The 18,226-nt window shown below is 70.4% G+C and carries 14 protein-coding genes; 6 read left to right on the top strand and 8 right to left on the bottom strand.

Annotated features, from left to right (window positions below; all coding sequences use genetic code 11):
• Window positions 1-25: 25 nt before the first annotated feature.
• Window positions 26-1,213 carry a class I SAM-dependent methyltransferase gene (locus tag RZO50_RS07585; RefSeq protein ID WP_322599109.1) on the bottom strand — a complete coding sequence of 396 codons (1,188 nt, stop codon included), beginning with the start codon at window positions 1,211-1,213 and terminating at the stop codon, window positions 26-28.
• Window positions 1,214-1,424: 211 nt separating this feature from the next.
• On the opposite strand from RZO50_RS07585, the gene RZO50_RS07590 reads away from it, so the two are divergent.
• The 3 genes from RZO50_RS07590 (at window position 1,425) to RZO50_RS07600 (ending at window position 5,966) form a co-directional block, all read left to right on the top strand.
• Entirely contained in the window at window positions 1,425-2,432 is a 1,008-nt protein-coding gene (locus RZO50_RS07590; protein ID WP_322599110.1) for a hypothetical protein, read from the top strand.
• Window positions 2,433-2,568: 136 nt separating this feature from the next.
• A complete protein-coding gene (locus tag RZO50_RS07595) occupies window positions 2,569-4,452 on the top strand; it encodes a dynamin family protein (protein WP_322599111.1) in 1,884 nt (627 codons plus the stop codon).
• On the top strand, window positions 4,449-5,966 hold the full coding sequence (locus tag RZO50_RS07600; RefSeq protein ID WP_322599112.1) for a dynamin family protein: 1,518 nt from the start codon (window positions 4,449-4,451) through the stop codon (window positions 5,964-5,966). Before RZO50_RS07595 ends, RZO50_RS07600 begins: the two co-directional genes overlap by 4 nt.
• Here the strand turns inward: RZO50_RS07600 and RZO50_RS07605 are convergent.
• From RZO50_RS07605 to RZO50_RS07620, 4 genes are all read right to left on the bottom strand, one after another.
• Entirely contained in the window at window positions 5,895-6,401 is a 507-nt protein-coding gene (locus RZO50_RS07605; protein ID WP_322599113.1) for a hypothetical protein, read from the bottom strand. The two genes, RZO50_RS07600 and RZO50_RS07605, sit on opposite strands and share 72 nt — an antisense overlap.
• A 255-nt stretch (window positions 6,402-6,656) precedes the next feature.
• Entirely contained in the window at window positions 6,657-7,454 is a 798-nt protein-coding gene (locus RZO50_RS07610) for an IniB N-terminal domain-containing protein (protein ID WP_322599114.1), read from the bottom strand.
• 121 nt (window positions 7,455-7,575) lie between these two features.
• Window positions 7,576-10,077, bottom strand: a complete 2,502-nt coding sequence (locus RZO50_RS07615) for a LuxR C-terminal-related transcriptional regulator (RefSeq protein WP_322599115.1) — start codon at window positions 10,075-10,077, stop codon at window positions 7,576-7,578.
• Between the two features lie 15 nt (window positions 10,078-10,092).
• A complete protein-coding gene (locus RZO50_RS07620) occupies window positions 10,093-12,138 on the bottom strand; it encodes an Hsp70 family protein (protein WP_322599116.1) in 2,046 nt (681 codons plus the stop codon).
• Between the two features lie 320 nt (window positions 12,139-12,458).
• Between RZO50_RS07620 and groES the strand changes: the two genes are divergently transcribed.
• Window positions 12,459-12,755 (top strand): co-chaperone GroES, encoded by a 297-nt coding sequence (gene groES, locus RZO50_RS07625; RefSeq protein ID WP_194424000.1) that lies wholly within the window; start codon window positions 12,459-12,461, stop codon window positions 12,753-12,755.
• A gap of 183 nt (window positions 12,756-12,938) precedes the next feature.
• Complete coding sequence (gene rarD / locus RZO50_RS07630) at window positions 12,939-13,877, top strand: EamA family transporter RarD (protein ID WP_322599570.1); 939 nt, start codon at window positions 12,939-12,941, stop codon at window positions 13,875-13,877.
• Between the two features lie 36 nt (window positions 13,878-13,913).
• Here rarD and RZO50_RS07635 read toward each other — a convergent pair whose 3' ends face one another.
• From RZO50_RS07635 to RZO50_RS07645, 3 genes are read right to left on the bottom strand one after another with little or no spacing between them, the layout of a single operon-like run.
• Entirely contained in the window at window positions 13,914-14,228 is a 315-nt protein-coding gene (locus RZO50_RS07635; RefSeq protein WP_322599117.1) for a metal-sensitive transcriptional regulator, read from the bottom strand.
• Window positions 14,225-16,444, bottom strand: coding sequence for a heavy metal translocating P-type ATPase (locus RZO50_RS07640; RefSeq protein ID WP_322599118.1), 2,220 nt, complete (start codon window positions 16,442-16,444; stop codon window positions 14,225-14,227). The genes RZO50_RS07635 and RZO50_RS07640 overlap by 4 nt, the downstream gene beginning before the upstream one ends.
• The gene (locus RZO50_RS07645; protein ID WP_322599119.1) at window positions 16,444-16,662 is read right to left on the bottom strand and encodes a heavy-metal-associated domain-containing protein; all 219 of its coding nucleotides are present in this window, start codon (window positions 16,660-16,662) and stop codon (window positions 16,444-16,446) included. The genes RZO50_RS07640 and RZO50_RS07645 overlap by 1 nt, the downstream gene beginning before the upstream one ends.
• Before the next feature lie 248 nt (window positions 16,663-16,910).
• Between RZO50_RS07645 and RZO50_RS07650 the strand changes: the two genes are divergently transcribed.
• Window positions 16,911-18,188, top strand: coding sequence for an ABC transporter substrate-binding protein (locus tag RZO50_RS07650; RefSeq protein WP_322599120.1), 1,278 nt, complete (start codon window positions 16,911-16,913; stop codon window positions 18,186-18,188).
• The last annotated feature ends 38 nt before the right edge of the window (window positions 18,189-18,226 follow it).

The raw sequence follows: 18,226 nt of genomic DNA on the forward strand, positions 1-18,226 counted from the left end.
CGAGTCGCCCCCGGGGGATGCCGGGTCAGACGCGGTCGGCGAGGATCGCGCGCCTGGTCTCGCCGACGCGGGTCAGGAGCAGCGTCGCGGAGTCCTCGCCACGCAGCTTGAGAGAGGTTCGGAGCGCGGCGGGATCCACGTCGACGCCGCGCTTCTTGATCTCCAGGCGCCCGATGCCGCGGGCGCGCAGCGCGCGGGCGAGCGCCTTGGTGTCGGGCGGCAGCTCTTCGCGGACCCGGAAGGAGGACACGAACGGGCTGGTCAGCGCGACGTCGGAGGTGAGGTAGGCGATGCGGGGGTCGAGCATGCCCGCGTCGAGTGACCGGGCGACGTCGCCGATGAGTCGCGCGCGGATGACCGCGCCGTCGGGTTCGTGCACGAATGCGCCGAGATCGCGCACCGGAGCGTCCTCGGCATCCGCACCCGCGGTGATCTCCCACGCCTGGTCGCCGCGGGTGACCAGGGCCGCGCGACGAACGCCCTGCCGGGCGAGGTGCTTCGACCACAGCACCAGCTCGATCGTGGAGCCGTCCGCGCTCACCCACTGCGCCTCGACGTCCTCGGGGATGACATCGCGGTCCAGCCCCGGTCCGAGCTTGACACCCACCGGGCGTCTGCGTGCGAGGTCGAACACCCACTCCAGCGACGGCGACCACTCGTCGTGCCGCGTGCGGGAGGTCTCGCCGCGGCCGGCGGTTCGTCGTGCCGGGTCGAGCCAGACCGCGTCGACGCCGGAGAGGTCCTGGTCCTCCGCCCGGCCGTGCGCGACGGTGACGGCATCCCCGAAGGGAGCGAGGTTGTAGGCGGCGATGGCCGCGGTGATCTCGTCGGCGTCGACGGCCGCGACGTGGAGGCCCAGGCCGGCCAGACCCAGCGCGTCGCCGCCGATCCCGCAGCCGAGGTCGGCGACGCGGGTGGCGCCGGCATTCCGGAAGCGGCCCGCGTGCAGCGACGCGACCGACATGCGGGTCGCCTGTTCGAGACCGGCGCGGGTGAACAGCATGCGGTGCGCGAGGTCGCCGAACTTCGCTCCGGCTTTCTCGCGCAGTCGGGCTTGACCCACCAGCGCCGAGACCAGCTCGGGGGAGTGTCCCGCCGCGCGGAGAGTCGACACCGTGCGTTCGACGTCGGCCGATGAGCGCACCGGGGGCATCTCGGCGAGCATCCGCAGCCCGTCGGGGGTGAGCAGGGCGGTCAGTTCCGACGACTCCATCCGATCCAGCGTAGGCGTTGCCGCGTCAGCGCCGCGCCGTGCCGTGCGGTGTGGGGCCCGGCGAAACCCCGGACCCGCACCCCGAACCCCGGATGAGACCCCTAGGGGATCCCGGAAAGGCTCCGGGGGTATCCCGGATGTCTCCCGACGCGATCGGGCGGACTATGGATCCGCAAGGCCGCTGAAGGCTTCACTCGAAGGGACTGGGACAATGGCTAACGGGAACGACCTGAACCTGGGGACGATCGTCGACGACTCGCTGAACGACAACGAGCTCCTCTCCGACAACTTCTCCGACAACGACAACTCGATCAACGACTCGGGCAACACCGAGGTCGAGACCGAGGTCGAGATCGAAGACAACAACGTCGCAAGCGTCGTCGGCAACGAGGACTCGGGCAACAGCAACTCGTACAACGACCTGCTGTCGAACAACGAGCTCGACGACCACTCCGACAACCGCGACCAGTCGGACAACTCGGACAACTCGGACAACTCGATCGACCTCGATGTCGACCTCGACGCTCGCGACCAGTCGGACAACTCGACGAACGACTCCTACAACGACAAGGACTCCTACAACGACGAGGACTCGTACAACGACTACGAGGACTCCTACAACCAGGACTCCTACAACGACACCGAGATCGAGATCGACAACTCGACGAACCTCGAGGACGAGTCGGTCACGGTCGGCGTGCGCCAGTACAACACCGGCTTCGGTGACTTCCACGTCGGCGGCATGGCCGGTGCCGGCGCCGCCGCGGCCGGGGCGGCTGCGATGCACATCGAGATCGACAACCGCGCCACGCAGGTCGACCAGTCGGTCAACCAGGCGATCAGCGCCGACGGTCCGGTCACGCAGGGCTTCGCCAACGGAGCCGTGGTCAACACCGGTGACTGGGGAGCTGCCGCGGGTGACGACGCCGAGGTCAACAACACCGAGACCACCATCTCGGTCGGTGACGTCATGATCGGCAACACCACGATCGACACCCACATCGCCGACTCGTTCAACGACCAGTCCAGCAACACGTGGACCGAGTACGAGATGGAGATCGAGGACTCGTTCAACAGCTTCGAGCAGGAGACCGAGATCGAGGTCGAGGTCGAGGACTCCTTCAACGAGTTCGACTCCGACGTCGACAACGACTGGGAGTGGGAGAACAACGGCAACATCTTCAGCCCCGGCGGAGACGTGGTCGAGTTCGACCTGTGATCGTCAGCTGATCATCACCTCGCCCGGCCGCCCTCGAGGCGACCGGGCGAGGTCGTGTCATCGGTCCGCACGACGCCCTACCCCCGCCGCGGGGATCGGGATAGCGTGGGCGCGGGGACGGATTCGAGGGGGATGCGTGAGCGACGACATCGCGAAGCGAGACGGGCAGGAAACGGACGAGGCGGCGCTGGTGTCGCCGCAGACGGGGAAGCAGCTGGTCGCCCTCGTCGACAACGTCGAGAAGCTGGCGTCGGCGACGGGCCGGGCCGACCTCGCCGAGCGGCTCGACCACACCCGCAAGCGCCTGCAGGACCCGAACGTGCGAGTCATCGTGGTGGGCGAATTCAAGAAGGGCAAGAGCAAGCTCATCAACGCGCTCGTGAACGCGCCGGTGTGTCCCGTCGACGATGACGTGGCCACCAGCGTGCCGACGGCGGTCGGCTACGCCGAGACCCCCCGCGCATGGGTCGTACAGCAGAAGGGCGACGAACCGGGTGTCGTCGAAGAGCTCGACATCCCGCTCGAGGCGCTCGCCGACTACGTCTCCGAACGCGGCAATCCGAGCAACGAGCAGCGACTGCTGTCGGCCGAAGTGGTGCTGCCCCGCGAGTTGTTGCGCGGCGGCCTGCGACTCGTCGATTCCCCGGGCGTCGGCGGGCTCGACTCCACGAACGCCCTCACGACCCTCGCGGCGCTGTCGTCGGCGCATGCGGTGCTGCTGGTGTCGGATGCGTCGCAGGAGTACACCGAGCCCGAGGTGCAGTTCCTCCGACACGCCATGCGGGTTTCGCCGAACGTGGCCGCGGTGCTGTCGAAGACCGACCTGTACCCGCAGTGGCGCGACATCGAGCGCATCGACCGCTCCCACCTCGGCGACGTCGGTGACGTCCCGATCTTCTCGGTCTCCAGCGATCTGCGCCTGCTGGCGGCGGAGCATCACGACCGTGAGCTGAACCAGGAGTCCGGGTTCCCCGAGCTCGTGCACCACCTGCGCGGGGAGGTGCTCGGCCACGCCGAGGTGATCCACGCCCGGAGCGCCGTGCACGACGTCGTATCGGTGGTCGACCAGATGGAGATCTCGCTCACCTCGGAGCTGAACGCGATCCTCCACCCGGAAGACACCCCCAGGATGATCGCGCAGCTCGAAGACGCCAAAGCGCGAGCGGATGAGTTCCGCGGCCGATCCTCGAAGTGGCAGACCACCCTCAACGACGGTGTCGCCGACCTCATCTCCGACATGGAGCACGATCTCCGCGACCGGTTGCGCCGCGTGCAGCGCGAGGCGGAGGCCTCGATCGACGAGGGCGATCCGGGCCCGATCTGGGATCAGATCACCGAGTGGATCGACCAGCGGATCAACGCGGCCGTCTCCGAGACGTTCGTGTGGACCGACGAGCGTTCCCGATGGCTCTGCGAAGAGGTCGCCGAGCAGTTCTTCGAGGGGCAGACCGAGATCCCGCTGTTCGCCGTCGGTGACACCGAGGGGGTGCTGGACCCGGTGGACCGCATCGGCGACGTCGACTCCGGGCAGATGGGCGCAGCGGAGAAGATCTTCATCGGGGTGCGCGGCTCGTACGGCGGTGTGTTGATGGTGGGCCTGGCGACGGGCCTCATCGGGCTGTCGCTCATCAACCCGCTGTCGTTGCTCGCCGGCGTCGTGGTTGGCCGTCGCGCGTACCGCGAGGACATGACCAATCGGCTGGCGCGACGGCGGTTCGAGGCCAAGACGGTCGTCCGTCGCCATATCGAAGAGGTGATCTTCCAGGTCGGAAAGCAGCTGAAGGACCGCCTGCGGCTGGTCCAGCGGGCGGCCCGTGACCACTTCGGCGGCATGGCCGATGAGTTGCACCGCTCGCTCGGCGACGCCGTTCTGGCCGCCAAACAGGCCGCATCGACCTATGCCGCCGGGCGCGACACCCGGGTCAAGGAGCTGCAGGCGCAGATCCGGCAGCTCGAGACCCTCAAGGGGAGGATCCCGGCGGTCGCCCCGGCCAAGCAGCTCGCGACGGCGCGCTCGTGAGCGTCCGCGACGACGCCGCGCGGCTGCTCGAGCAGACCCGTGCGGTCTACGCCGACGATGCCGAGGCGACCGCGCAGCTCGACGCCCTCGATCGTCGGCTGCACGAGCCGCTTCGATTGGCGCTGGCGGGTATGGTCAAGGCCGGCAAGTCCACGCTGCTGAACGCGATGCTCGGCGAGCGGATCGCCCCGACCGACGCGGGAGAGTGCACGCGGGTGGTCACGTGGTATCGCTACGCGGACACGCCGTCGGTCACCCTGCACCGTCGTGACGGCGAACAACGGCGTCTGGCGATCCACCGCGACCGCGGGCGGCTCGTCTTCGAACTCGGTGAGGCGTCGGCGGACGAGGTCGACTGGATCGACGTCGGCTGGCCGTCGAGCGGCCTCCGGTCGCTCATCCTCATCGACACCCCCGGCATCGCGTCGTTGTCGCTGGATGTCTCCGCACGCTCGACCGATTTCCTGGTGCCCGAGGCGAAGCCGTCGTCGGCGGACGCGATCATCTATCTGATGCGGCATCTGCACGCCTCCGACATGAAATTCCTCGAGTCGTTCCGCGACACGGCCGCGGGGGCGTCGCAGACGGTCAACGCGGTGGCCGTGCTCTCGCGTGCCGACGAGATCGGCTCCGGTCGCATCGACTCGATCCTCTCGGCGAACAAGGTCGCCCGGCGGTACGAGCTCGACGGCGACCTCGCCTCTCTCGCGCTCGGTGTCATCCCGGTGGCGGGCCTGCTCGCCGAGAGCGCCCGCACACTTCGCGAGGACGAATACGCCGCGTTCAAAGAACTCGCCGGCCTCGACCGCGAGGCGCGGGAGCGCCTGCTGATCTCCGCGGACCGGTTCGTGCGACCCTCCGACGCCACGGCGCTCGGAGTCGACGCCCGCCGTGCGCTGCTCGCGCGGTTCGGCATCTTCGGCGTCCGGCTGGCGACGGCGCTGCTGCGGCGCTCGACGCCGACATCAACGGACTTCGCCGAGATGCTCGTGCAACAGAGCGGACTGAACGAGCTGCAGCAGTTCGTCCGCGATCAGTTCCGCACCCGGGCGGCGATCCTGAAGATCCGCGGCGTGCTCGACGGTCTCGATCAGGTGCTCACCGATTTCCCCCGCGACGACATCGACGACGTGCGGGCGGGGATCGAGCGGATCCGCGTCACGGCGCACGCGCTGCGCGAGCTCTCCACGTTGGCGCGTGCGCGAGCCGACGGACTGCCGCTCACGCCCGCCGACGCGGCGGAGGCCGAGCGGCTCATCGGGGGCAAGGGCACCTCGGCGACCGCGCGTCTCGGGCTCGCCGACGACGCATCGGACGAGGCGGTCCGCGACGAGGCGGACCGCCTGCTGGCCCGCTGGCGCGGGCTGGGTCAGTCCCCGCTCACCGAACGCAGCGCCGCGGAGGTCTGTCGGGTGGTCGTCCGCAGCCTCGAGGAGATCGTCTCAGTACTCCCCGCTGTCACCGGATCGCCGGACGTCGTGCTTGCGGGCCGTCCAGGCCAGGGCGCTTCGTAGCGTCGAGAGCAGCAGGGCGAGCACCGCGAACCCCGCTTCGCCGATGAACAGCTGACGCAGCATCGAGCCGTACTCGCCCCCGCCCACCAGCTCGAGGGCGATCAGGAACGCCACGATCTGGACCATGACCGTCGCGAACTGCCACCATCGTGCGCCCGGTTTGCGGCTCGAGAACGACACCAGAAGCACGATCTGCATCAGCACCAGTGTGACGATCACGGCGAACACCGACCAGTACACGATGTCGGCGGCGGCCTCGTAGGTGTCGTCCGTGCGGTCTTCGCTGACCGCCTTGATCGCGTCGATGATCAGCGGCAGCTGGTCTTCGCGGATGACGAAGTAGAAGACCACCGTGACGGCGCCGAAAGCAAGGCTGAGCACCCACAGGAACTGGCTGAGCCGCACCGAGAACGGCGGCGGAGCCTTGGTGAGCACCGGGGCGCTGTTGCCGCTGGCGAGCGTCGGTCGCTCCGGGGCGTCTCTCGGAGGCTTCGGAGGCGGCTGCGTCCCGGACCGTCCCGGTTGCGTCCGAGCCGGGAGCGGCGGGCGAGGCGGGATCTCTTGACGGGCGGGCGAGGTCGATGTCTGCGACACGATGGGCTCCGGTCTACGTGATACCTCACCCGCGCGCCGCGACGAGGCCTCGGCGCGCGGGTGAGGGGGCCTGCGATCTGGGGACACGAGCGCGCCTTACGGCTGCTCTTCGAGTTCCATCTCCATCGGCTCCTCGACGAAGTCGGCGGAGGTGTCGGCCTCGTAGCCGTAATCGCTCTCGACGGAGGCGGTCTCGACCGCGACCTCGTTCTCGACCGCGACATCGCCGCCCACGTTGCCGTTGTTCACGGTCGTCTGCGTGTTGTCGACCTCCGCCGACGTGTCGTTGAACGACTCGTCGACGCTGACGTCGGCGGAAGCCTCGTCGGTCTCGCTGTTGAACGACTCGTCGATCGCGGCGTCGGTCTCGGTGTTCGTGTTCGTCGACTCGTCGTTGAACGAGCCGTCGATGTCGACATCGGTCGTCTCGTTGCCGATCGCGATGTCGCCGGTCTCGATGTCGGTGTCGGACGTGTCCACGCTGGCTGTTTCGCCGGCTGCGGCGCCGTAGTCGCCGCTGTTGACGATCGCCTCGTTGTCGAAGATCTGGTTGACGTCGCCGTTGGCCCAGATGTTCTGGTTGACCGACTGATCGACGATGGTCGCCCGGTTGTCGATCGTGAACGTCTGCGTGATCGTGTTGATCTCCTCCACCGGCGTGGGCTTCGGGCCCGGCGGGTGGGGGTGCGGATGCGGGTTCGGGTGGACGTCGTGGCGTTCGACCACGACAGGTGCGACGGCGCGGACGTCGTCGGCGCAGATGTCCGACAGGCCGTTCGCCGCGAGGGTGCCCTCGGGGTCCGCCTCGAACTCCGCGGCCGCCTCCGGGTCGCGCAGCAGGCTGAGGATGAACTCGATCAGTGCATCGGCGATGGTCGCCAGCGGGGTGGTCATGGTCTGTCTCCTGTCGTTTCGAGACTCGATCTCGAGGCTATGCAGATATGCGAGGTTCGGAATCGGGGGTTTGCCCGAAAGATTCGGTGGGCCGTTAGGGGTCCGGAGTGCGTGACCGGGGTCATCGTGGGGCTCCTTCGGTGGCACCCAGGGCGACACGCAGCTTCGCGAGCAGGTCGGAGCGGGAGGTCGCCGCCAGCCGACGGCGGATCTGCCCGATGTGGTGCTCGGCGGTGCGCGGCGAGATGAACAGCTCCGCGCCGATCTCGGCGTACGTGCGTCCCTGCACCACGAGGTGGGCGATCTCCTGTTCCCGCTCGCTGAGTCCGCCGACCGAGGCGGTGGACACCGGCCCCGTGGCCGCCTCGCGCGGTGCCGGGGTCTCCCGCGGGTGCAGTTCGCGCGCGCAGGCGAGCAGGCGCGCCCCCACCTTCTTGTCCTTGCTGCGACGCGCGCCGTGGCCGGCCAAGCGAGCCCCGTCCCACGCCAGGCCCACGGTGGCGAGCCCGCGGGCGGCGGCCTCGACCGCATCCGGGTCGATCGTGCCGGCGAGCACGGAGGTCCACACGCGCCCGGCCTGCGCCATGCGGGCAGCCAACGGGTTCCGGCGGGCCGCGTCGACGAGCGCCTTCGCGTGCGGCGCCAGGTCGTCGGGGCGGTTCTGCAGGATTCCGCGCTGGATGCCGGCCCAGTGCAGCGAGGTGGCCCACACCGATGGCTGGCCGAGGCGGTCGACCAGGCCCAGTGCGTCGCGGAACGCCGGCTGCATCCAGTCGGCGTCGCCCAGGCGCGCCGAGACGATGACCAGCTCGCTGAGCGGCAGCAGCGTGTACAGGTCGGGTTCCACGCGGCGCACGCTGCTCTTGAGCGATTCCCACGCGGCGGAGAGGGCCGCGGCGTCGTCGTAGCGGCGGGCGAGTTCGACGGTGATCGCCGCCGCGATCAGTTCGTCGCGTGCCGTGAGGGCCGCCTCGTCGCCGGTCGCCTCCGAGAGCGATCGCCGTGCCTCGGCGACCTGCTCGCGTTGCACCGCGATCCACGCGTTCCACAGCAGGAGCCGCGGGCGCCAGCGGCGGCACCGTTCGCTGTGCCCGAGCGCGTCGGAGACAACGGTGTGCGCGAGCTCAAGGTCGCCGATGCCGATCGCCGCGGTCGCGGCGATCACGGCGGGAAGCTCGGGGGTCGGCGCGGTGTCACGGGCGGCGCAGGAGAGGTCGGCGGCCCGCCGAAGGTCGTCGACGGCCTCTCGGGGGCTTTCGCCGCTGAGCGTGGCGCGGAGTCCCCGATCGAGCAGGTCGAGGGCGACGCCGAGGGTCGACGGGGCGGCGGGACCGCTCGGCGCCCGCTCGGGGAGGGGCGCCAGGGGCGGATCGATGGCGCCTGCGCCGGCTGCGGCGACGAGAGCCCGCGTGCCCCCCGCCGCCGAGGTCGGGGGCATCGCGCGATAGGTGTGGTCGGCGACGGTCATCATTCCGCGATCGGCCCACGTGACCGCGAGGATGTCGGCGGCCAGGTCGTGGTCGGCGTGATCCCTGCCGATCCCCACGCCGGCGAGCAGCAGCCCGGCGCTGTCGCCGTCCCCGGCAGCCCACAGAGCATGGGCGCGTACCGCTGCGATCTCGGACTCCGGCACACCGCAGGCGACGGCGCGCTCGAACAGCACCGCGGCGCGTGCCGGATCGCAGGAGACCTCGGCACGGGCACGCTCGGCGATCGCGGCGCCCAGCGCCGGGTCGACGACCCCGTCCAGACACGCCGCGAGATCGGAACCGGGGACGAGGTCGAGCGACCCGTGCCGAATGAGCTCGATCAGGACATCGACAGACGTGCTCGCGCGGGCGACCTCGGCGACCAGGGGCACGGGGCGGCCGTTGGCCGTGAGCAGCCCTTCGGCGCACCCCTCGGCCACCACCCCCGCGGAATCGATGTCCTCGGTCCCGACCCGGTCGCGGGCTCCGAGGCTCAGGACCTCGATGCGGCGCCGGAGGGCCGGTGAGACGGTGTCCAGGCGATGCCGGATCCGGCGGTGGACCACGCGCGCGAGTTCGCGATGCTCGGGGTCGGCGGTGCAGTCCTGCAGGTCGTGGGCCTCCACGCACGCCGCCACGAGCCACGCGATGCCGCCGGTGGCGTCGAGGATGTGCTGAGCGCATCCGGCGTCGGCCGACATCAGGTCGGTGCGCACCTCGGCGAGGGTCACCTCGCCGAGCAGAAGAGGCGGGCTGTCGTGCTCGACGATCCGCGTGATCTCCACCAGAGCCGCGGGGGCGGGCCACGTCCGGTAGGCGATCACGAGGCCCGCTTCGGGGCGGTTCGCACGGTCCAGGAGCGCGCCGAGGTGCGCGTCGTCGAGTTCCTGTGCGTCGTCGACCAGGAGCGTCACGGCGTCCTCGACGGCCGCGACCTCCATGCGCGGCGACAGGGCGCGAGTGGGCCGGCCCTCCCGCTCGAGTCGCGTGCGCAGATAGGCCAGCGCGTCCGACTTGCCCGAGCCGGCGCCCCCGACGATCGCGGCGCGCAGTGGGGGTCTGCGCGTGACGAGGTCGTCGAGAGCGCCGAGCGCATGGGCAGCCCGGGGGAGCGCTTCGACCGCCGGATCGGTGGTGTCGGCGAGTCTGTTCATCTCCGCCCCCGCACGTCAGCCCGCCACCGTCGTGCCGGACGGTTCGGGGCTCGGTGACGTCGGGGGAGTCGTCTGGGTCTCGGAGGGGGTCGGATCGGGCGCGGTCGTGGGCGCGCTCGACGTCGACGGCGAGGGATCGCTGGTCGGCTCGGCCGCCGGGGGCGTCGTCTGCGCCGGCGTCGGGTCGCTCGAGGGCGAGGGATCGGTGGTGGGTGACGGGTCGGTCGTCGGGGTCGGGTCCGTCGTCGGGGTCGACGTGGCGGTCGGCGTCGGCGTCGCACTCGGCGTCGTCGGTGTCGGCGTGGAGCTCGGCGTCGTCGGTGTCGGCGTCGAGGCGGGCGGGGGCGTCGACGACCCACCGGAACCCGTGGACCCCGAGGACCCCGAGGACCCCGAGGAGCCGGCGGAGCCGCTTGCACCGCTCGAGCCGCTCGAACCACTCGATCCGGCGGACCCGGACCCCGACGACCCGGTGGAGCGGGGCGGTGTGGACTTCGACGGTGACGGCCGACCCTGCGTCGCGCTCGAGGACGATGACGTCGGGGTCGTCCGGGTGTTATGGGCCATCGGGTTGCTGCGCGGTGTGGTCCACCCGCCGGTGTCGGCCTTCGGCTGAGGTGCCTGCTTCGGAGCCGCGGCGGCGGGTTCCTCGCCGGCGGCCTCGGGGTCGCTGGTTTCGACGGCGCGCTGCGAGCTGCTGGCCAACTCCATCCCCAGCCACTGGCTCAGCGACTGCGGGCTCGTATCGGCGGCGAGGGTGCTGTTTCCGAGACCCGTCGCGTTGGCCAGGACCAGCCCGCTGGCGAGCACGAGCGCCCCGGCCGCGGAGGCGGCGATCGGGATCGCCCGCGATCTGCGCGGGGCGATCGGAGTGACGTTCGGGGCCGCCGCGGGGTCGGCGGCTGTCGGACCGGCGGCGGCGTCCGTGTCGAGGGCGGCGGCGCCGGCGGACACGACGGCGAGACCGATGGTCGGCACCGCGGCAGGTGCAACGGCGCGCGCCGCGCCGAGCGCGATGGAGGACTTCGGATCGGCGTCGATCGCGATCGGACGGTCGAATCGCTCCGACAGCATCTGCGCGACCAGCGGAATCCGGGATGAGCCGCCGACGAGCAAAATGCTCTCGACATCGTCGGGCGCGAGGCCGGCGGTGTCGAGGGTGTCCTCGAGGGTGTCGGCGGTCCGCGCGACGGCCGGGGCGATCATGTCCTCGAACTCGGCGCGGGTCAACCGCACGCTCGACGCGCCGGTGGGCAGCAGGACCGGGATCGTGACGTCCGAGTCGAACGAGAGAGCTTCCTTGGCGTCGACGCATTCGCGGCGCAGCTGCGAGAGCGCCAGGCGGGTGTCCGTGTCGTCGGCCTGGAGATCGGCGGCGGTGACACCGGCGGTGCGCAGGACGTGCCGGAGCACCTCATCGTCGAAGTCGGCGCCGCCGAGGTTGTCGATTCCGGATGCGGTGCCGATCGGGGCGAATCCGCCCGCGTCGTCCTTTCGCAGGATGACGGAGTCGAACGTCCCGCCGCCCAGGTCGTAGACGGCGAGCGACCGTCCCGTTTCGAGCACCCTCCCGGCTTCGTACTGTCGGGCGGCGGCTTCCGGCTCGGTGATCAGCGAGACGTCGCCGACCTCGGCGCGTTCGAGAGCGCGACGCACCAATCCGATCCGGTGTCCGCCCCACCCGGTCGGGTGGGTGAGCATGACGGCGTCGGGCGAACCGCCCTCCCGCTGGATCACGGTCTCGATCACCGATGCGACGGTGTGGGCGTACAGCAGGTCGGAGGGCAGAGTGCGCCCACCGACCGACAACGGCACGTCGTCGCCGATGCTGCGCTTGAACTCGCGGATCAGCCGGTCCGGCTGGCTGATGCCGCGTCGCTCCGCGGCGTCACCGAACAGCAGGCCGTCGGTGGTGACGAACACCGACGACGGGGCGCTGTCGCTGCTGCGTCCGAGCGGAAAGCTGCGGGTGTCGAGTGTTCCGTCGGGCGCGGAGCGCGCCGTCGCGGCGGCCGTCCGGCTCGTTCCGACATCGATACCCAGAAAATACGCCGTTGCCATGATCCCCCCACGGATCGGGCGCGGACTGGCGAGAGCCCGTGTTAGTCCCAGTTGTTCCCAGTGCGGCAGACCGGTGTCGCGCCCGTGAGGCGAACGCCGTCGTCTGCATCCGATGCCAGGTCACCCAGCTGACCCGGTCTCGGTGGTGTCATCGTACACACATAGGAGGGGAGTCGACCAGGGCCTCGGTGATACCACTCGAGCGAAATCTGGCACTCGCGTTGCAAGAGTGCCAACGCTTCCCTAGACTTGCTGTTAGCACTCTCAGTCCGAGTTTGCTAACGAGTCTTGACGTCTCATAGGAAAGCAGAGGTAGACCCGTGTCGGTTTCCATCAAGCCGCTCGAGGACCGCATCGTCATCAAGCAGGTCGAGGCCGAGCAGACCACGTCCAGCGGTCTGGTCATCCCCGACACCGCCAAGGAGAAGCCCCAGGAGGGCGAGGTCGTGGCGGTCGGCCCCGGTCGTATCGATGACAACGGCAACCGCGTCCCGCTCGACGTCGCCGTCGGCGACCGCGTCATCTACAGCAAGTACGGTGGCACCGAAGTGAAGTTCGGTGTCGACGAGTACCTGGTGCTGTCGGCGCGTGACGTTCTGGCGGTCGTCGTCCGCTGAGACACCCGCGTAGACGGAGGGCCCGGATGCTTCGGCATCCGGGCCCTCCGTCCGTTCCGGGCCTGCCGGGGTGGCGTGCGGCCGTAGGATGAGCCGGTGAGTCCAGAGGTGTCGGGTCCGGTCCCCGACGACGCCACCGGGGAGGCTCCGCACCTCGGTGAGGACGCTGCGGCGACTGCCGGCGTGACGGTGGCCGATGAGCCGGCACGCGCCCGTGGCATCGGGGGGATCTCTGCATTCTCCGCCTATGTCATCTGGGGCTTTCTGCCGCTCTACTTCATCGCACTGGCGCCCACGGGACCATGGGAGGTCGTCGCGTGGCGCATCCTGCTGTCACTGGTGTTCTGCGCGATCCTGCTCACCGCCGCCCGCACGTGGCCGCGGCTGCGCGCCGTGCTGCGCTCGCCGCGCCTGGCGCTGTGGACGGTCGCCGCGGGCCTGCTCATCTATGTCAACTGGCAGGTGTTCGTCCTCGCGACGCTCACCGGCCACGTGATCGAGACGAGCTTGGGATACTTCATCAACCCGCTCTTCACCGTGCTGCTGGGCGTGGTCATCCTGCGGGAGCGATTGCGGCCGGCGCAGTGGGCGGCGGTGGCCGTCGCCGCCGTGGCGGTCGTGGTCATCGTGGTCGGCTACGGCGCGTTCCCCTGGATCGCGCTGGCGCTGACGGCCTCGTTCGGGCTCTACGGGCTCGTGAAGAAGCGGATCGGGCCCTCCGTCGACGCCGTGAGCGGTCTGACGCTGGAGTCCCTCTGGCTCGCTCCGGTCGCGGTGGTCCAGCTGACGCTGGTCGCGATGAGCACGGGTATCACGCTCGGCGCCGCCGGACCCGCGCACGCGGTCGTGCTGCTGCTCGCGGGGGTGGTGACCGCGACGCCGCTGCTGTTCTTCGCCGCGGGCGCGCGCCGCGTGCCGCTGACGCTGATCGGGCTGCTGCAGTTCGTCACCCCCATCCTGCAGTTCGCCATCGGGGTGTGGATCCTGCAGGAGCCGATGCCTCTCGAGCGCTGGATCGGATTCGCTCTCGTGTGGATCGCGCTCGCGGTGCTGTCGATCGACTCGGTGATCGCAGCGCGGGGGTCACGCCGAGCCGTCGCGGACGTCGCCGACCTCGCCTGAGCGCGCCCGCGTTCCTCGGTCCGCCGCTCGGCGGGCTCAGCGCACCAGGCGTGCGATCGCCTGCGACGCTTCGGCGAGCTTCGTCTCGGCTTCGACGCCGCCGGCGCGGGCGGCATCGACCACGCAGTGCCTCAGGTGATCGTCGAGCAGTCCCAGGGCGACCGTGTCCAGTGCGCTCGTGAGGGCGCTGATCTGGGTGAGGATGTCGATGCAGTACCGCTCATCCTCGACCATCGTGCGGATGCCGCGCGCCTGCCCCTCGATCCGCTTGAGACGGTTGAGATAGCGATCCTTGTCGGTGATGTAGCCATGGGCGTGGGACTCCTCGGTGTGCGAGGTGGTGTCGGTCATCGGAGCTCCTCGGGGACGGTGCTGCGGAAGCGGCGCAGCAGCAGGCTGTTGCCCACGACGAAGACGCTCGAGAACGCCATCGCCGCGCCGGCGATCATGGGGTTGAGCAGCCCGAGGGCTGCGAGCGGGATCGCGGCGGTGTTGTACGCGAAGGCCCAGAACAGGTTCGTCTTGATCGTGCGCAGCGTCGCCCGCGACAGCCGCAGGGCGTCCACCGCGGCGAGCAGGTCTCCGCGCACCAGGGTGAGGTCGGATGCGGCGATCGCGGCGTCCGTTCCGGTGCCCATCGCGATGCCGAGGTCGGCCTGCGCGAGGGCGGCGGCGTCGTTGACACCGTCCCCGACCATCGCCACCGTCCGACCCTGCTCCTGCTGTGCGCGGATCGCGGCGACCTTGTCGTGGGGGAGGACCTCGGCCACGACGAGGTCGATGCCGACCTGTGCCGCGACCCGACGAGCGACCTGCTCGCCGTCGCCGGTGAGCAGCATCGGTTCGAGCCCGAGAGCGCGCAGTCGGCTGACGGCCTCGGCGCTGGTGGCCTTGACGGTGTCCTCGAGCGTGATCGTGCCGCGGACCTCACCGTCCCACGCGACGAGCACGGTCGTGCGATCCGGGCCGCCCCCGGCGGGCGCGTCGATGCCCCAGGCCCGCAGCAACGCGTCGCGACCGACCAGGACGCGTCGCCCGTCGACCACGCCGGCGACCCCGGTGCCCGCGGTCCCCGTGAACGCCTCGACCGTGGGAAGCGTGCCGAATCGGGCACGCGCCGCCGAGGAGATCGCGCGTGCCAGCGGGTGCTCCGAGGCGTCCTCGACCGCTCCCGCCGCACGGAGGACCTCGTCCGCATCCGTGCCCGGGGTCGGCGTGACGTCCGTGACGGTCATGCGGCCGCTGGTGACGGTCCCGGTCTTGTCCAGGGCGATCGTGTCGACCGTGCGCGTGGATTCGAGCACCTCGGGCCCGGTGATGAGGATGCCCAGCTGCGCGCCGCGACCGGTGCCGACCATCAGGGCCGTCGGCGTCGCCAGGCCCAGTGCGCACGGGCAGGCGATGATGAGGACGGCGACCGCGGCGGTGAAGGCGGCCTGCACGGAGCCGCCGAACACGAGCCACGTGACCAGCGTTGCCAGCGCGACGGCGATGACGACGGGCACGAACACGGCAGAGACGCGGTCGGCGAGGCGCTGCACGTCGGCTTTGCGAGACTGGGCCTGCTCGACCAGGCGCGTCATCTGCGCCAACTGCGTGTCGGCGCCCACGCGCGTGGCGCGCACCACGATCCGGCCACCGACGTTGAGGGTCGCGCCGACGACGTCGTCGCCCGCGGACACGTCGACGGGTACGGACTCGCCGGTCACGAGAGCCGTGTCGATGCCGCTGTCGCCCGAGACGACGATCCCGTCGGTGGCCACCTTCTCGCCCGGGCGCACGATGAACTCGTCGCCGACGCGCAGCGAGGCGATCGGCACGCGGACCTCGGCGCCGTCCCGCAGGACCGCCGCGTCCTTCGCGCCGAGCTCCATCAGCGTCCGCAGGGCGGCTCCTGCCCGCCGCGTGGCGCGCACTTCGGCGTATCGGCCGGCGAGAAGGAACATGGTCACCCCGGCGGCGACCTCGAGGTACACCGCCGGCTCGGAGGAGGCGAACCACTCGAAGCCGTGGGTCATCCCGATCATTCCCGCCGGAGTGAACAGCAGCGCGTACAGCGACCAGAGCGTCGCCACGGTGACGCCGAGCGAGATCAGCGTGTCCATGGTGACGCTGCCGTGGCGCAGGTTCACCACGGCGGCGCGATGGAACGGCCAGGCCGCCCAGGTCACCACGGGCAGGGCGAGGGCGAGGGAGACCCACTGCCACGCCGGGAACTGCCATGCCGGAACCATCGAGAGGGCGATCACCGGGATCGCGAGCGTCGCGGCGACCAGCAGCCGGGTCCGCAGTCCCCGCGCCGCCGCCGCGGCCCGGGCGTCGTCGTCGGCCTCCGGGTGGGGGATGCTCGCGTCGTAGCCGGTGCGCCGGATCTCGGCGATCAGCTTGTCGGCGTCCACACCCGGGGGCAGGTCCGCGTGTGCCCGCTCGGTGGCGTAGTTGACCGTGGCGCTCACGCCCTCCAGTCGGTTCAGGCGCTTCTCGATGCGTGCGGCGCACGATGCGCACGTCATCCCCTGGATATCGAGGTCGACCGCCGCGGTCGGCGCCCCGTGAGCGGTGGGCATCAGGCGCGAGACGCCGCGTAGCCGGCCTCGTCCACCGCGGCGAAGACGTCGGCGTCGGCCAGCGCGGTGCCGTCGGTCCTCACCGTGAGGCGTCCCGAGGGTGCGGTGACCTCGACCGCGGTCACACCCGGGATGCGGGAGACCTCTTCCGCCACGGCCCGTTCGCAGTGGTCGCAGGTCATCCCGGTGACGAGGTAGTGGGTGGTGGGGGAGCTCATGGTGCCTCCTGTCCGTCGATCGCCGGGGTCCCGGCTCTCAGCCCAACACGATACCCCCGGTGGGTATTCCGCGAGCCGCGCGCGGGATTCCGTGCAAAGTCGCCGTTGCCGGATCGTGACCTTCTCGCGGCGTCCGTTACAGATCGTTAACGAACGGCAACATCGGCGAGACGTCGACGCGGCTAGGTTGTGATCACTGGGTGGGCGCCCGAGCCTTCCCGTGGAAAACACACACAGCAAGGAGCAACATGAGCGTCATCACACGTTCGCGCGCGACCACTCTCGGCGGCCTGGCCGTCGTCGGTGTGAGCGCTCTCGTCCTGGCGGGTTGTGCCGGGGGTGGGAGTGACGACAGCGGAGACAGCGGCGACGCGGCCGGTCCCGTCGAAGACATGACCCTGACCATCGGAACGGCTCTTCCCCAGACGGGAAACCTCGCGTTCCTCGGACCGCCGGAAGAGGCGGGTGTGGCCTACGCCGCCTCGCAGATCAACGAGGTCTCCGACACCACGGGCCTCAGCATCGACGTCGTCTACGGCGACTCGGGCGACACCGACAACAAGGCCTACGAGACCGAGATCCCGCGCCTGCTCGGCGAGGACGTCTCCGCGATCATCGGTGCGGCCTCCTCGGGCGTCTCGCTGCAGTTCATCGACCAGGTCACCGGTGCCGGCGTCATCCAGTTCTCGCCGGCCAACACCTCCGACGCGTTCACCTCCTATGACGACGGCGGCCTGTACTTCCGCACCGCTCCGTCGGACGTGCTGCAGGGCGAGGTGCTCGGCAACCTGATCGCCGCCGACGGCGCCCAGACCCTCGGCATGATCGTGCTGAATGACTCCTACGGCACCGGCCTGGCCGGATACGTCACCGAGGCCTTCGAGGCCGCCGGGGGCGAGGTCGTGGCCGCGCCGACGTACAACACGGGTGACACGACCTTCGATGCGCAGATCAACGAGGTGCTGGCGGCGGACCCCGACGCGATCGCCCTGATCACGTTCGAGGAGATCACCACCATCCTGCCGAGCCTGTTCGGTCAGTTCCCGGCGGAGAGCATGTACTTCGTCGACGGCAACCTGTCGAACTTCGGCGACGAGTTCCCCGAGGGCTCGCTCACCGGCGCGAAGGGCACGCTGCCCGGTCTCTCGATCGACACGCTCGGTCAGTTCACCGGTGAGCTGGACTCCTTCCTCGAGGCCGAGGGCTCGGACCCGCTCGAGGAGTACAGCTACGCGGCGGAGTCCTACGACGCCACGATCCTGCTGGCCCTCGCCTCGCTCGCGTCCGGCTCGACCGACCCGGCCGACATGGCCGCGGCGCTGCAGGAAGTGTCCGGCGGCTCGGGCGACGGTGAGACCTGCACGTCGTACGCCGAGTGCGCCGACATCATCGTGGGCGGCGGCACCGCCGACTACGACGGTGTCTCGGGTCCGATCACCTTCGACGAGGTCGGCGACCCGACCGAGGCGTCGATCGGCATCTACGAGTACGGCGACGACAACACCTACGCCGCCTGGCAGGGCTGAGCCCCGCCGACCCACGGAAGACCCCCGGGAGCTTCGGC

Origin of the sequence: Microbacterium xanthum, from assembly GCF_034531355.1 — a bacterium.
Taxonomy (GTDB): Bacteria; Actinomycetota; Actinomycetes; order Actinomycetales; family Microbacteriaceae; genus Microbacterium; species Microbacterium xanthum.

Excerpts from the sequence above, each read along its gene's own strand:
- RZO50_RS07585 (WP_322599109.1), bottom strand. The coding sequence starts at position 1,213 with ATGGAGTCGTCGGAACTGACCGCCCTGCTCACCCCCGACGGGCTGCGG.
- RZO50_RS07590 (WP_322599110.1), top strand. The coding sequence starts at position 1,425 with ATGGCTAACGGGAACGACCTGAACCTGGGGACGATCGTCGACGACTCG.
- RZO50_RS07610 (WP_322599114.1), bottom strand. The coding sequence starts at position 7,454 with ATGACCACCCCGCTGGCGACCATCGCCGATGCACTGATCGAGTTCATC.
- RZO50_RS07615 (WP_322599115.1), bottom strand. The coding sequence starts at position 10,077 with ATGAACAGACTCGCCGACACCACCGATCCGGCGGTCGAAGCGCTCCCC.
- RZO50_RS07620 (WP_322599116.1), bottom strand. The coding sequence starts at position 12,138 with ATGGCAACGGCGTATTTTCTGGGTATCGATGTCGGAACGAGCCGGACG.
- RZO50_RS07635 (WP_322599117.1), bottom strand. The coding sequence starts at position 14,228 with ATGACCGACACCACCTCGCACACCGAGGAGTCCCACGCCCATGGCTAC.
- RZO50_RS07640 (WP_322599118.1), bottom strand. The coding sequence starts at position 16,444 with ATGCCCACCGCTCACGGGGCGCCGACCGCGGCGGTCGACCTCGATATC.
- RZO50_RS07645 (WP_322599119.1), bottom strand. The coding sequence starts at position 16,662 with ATGAGCTCCCCCACCACCCACTACCTCGTCACCGGGATGACCTGCGAC.
- RZO50_RS07650 (WP_322599120.1), top strand. The coding sequence starts at position 16,911 with ATGAGCGTCATCACACGTTCGCGCGCGACCACTCTCGGCGGCCTGGCC.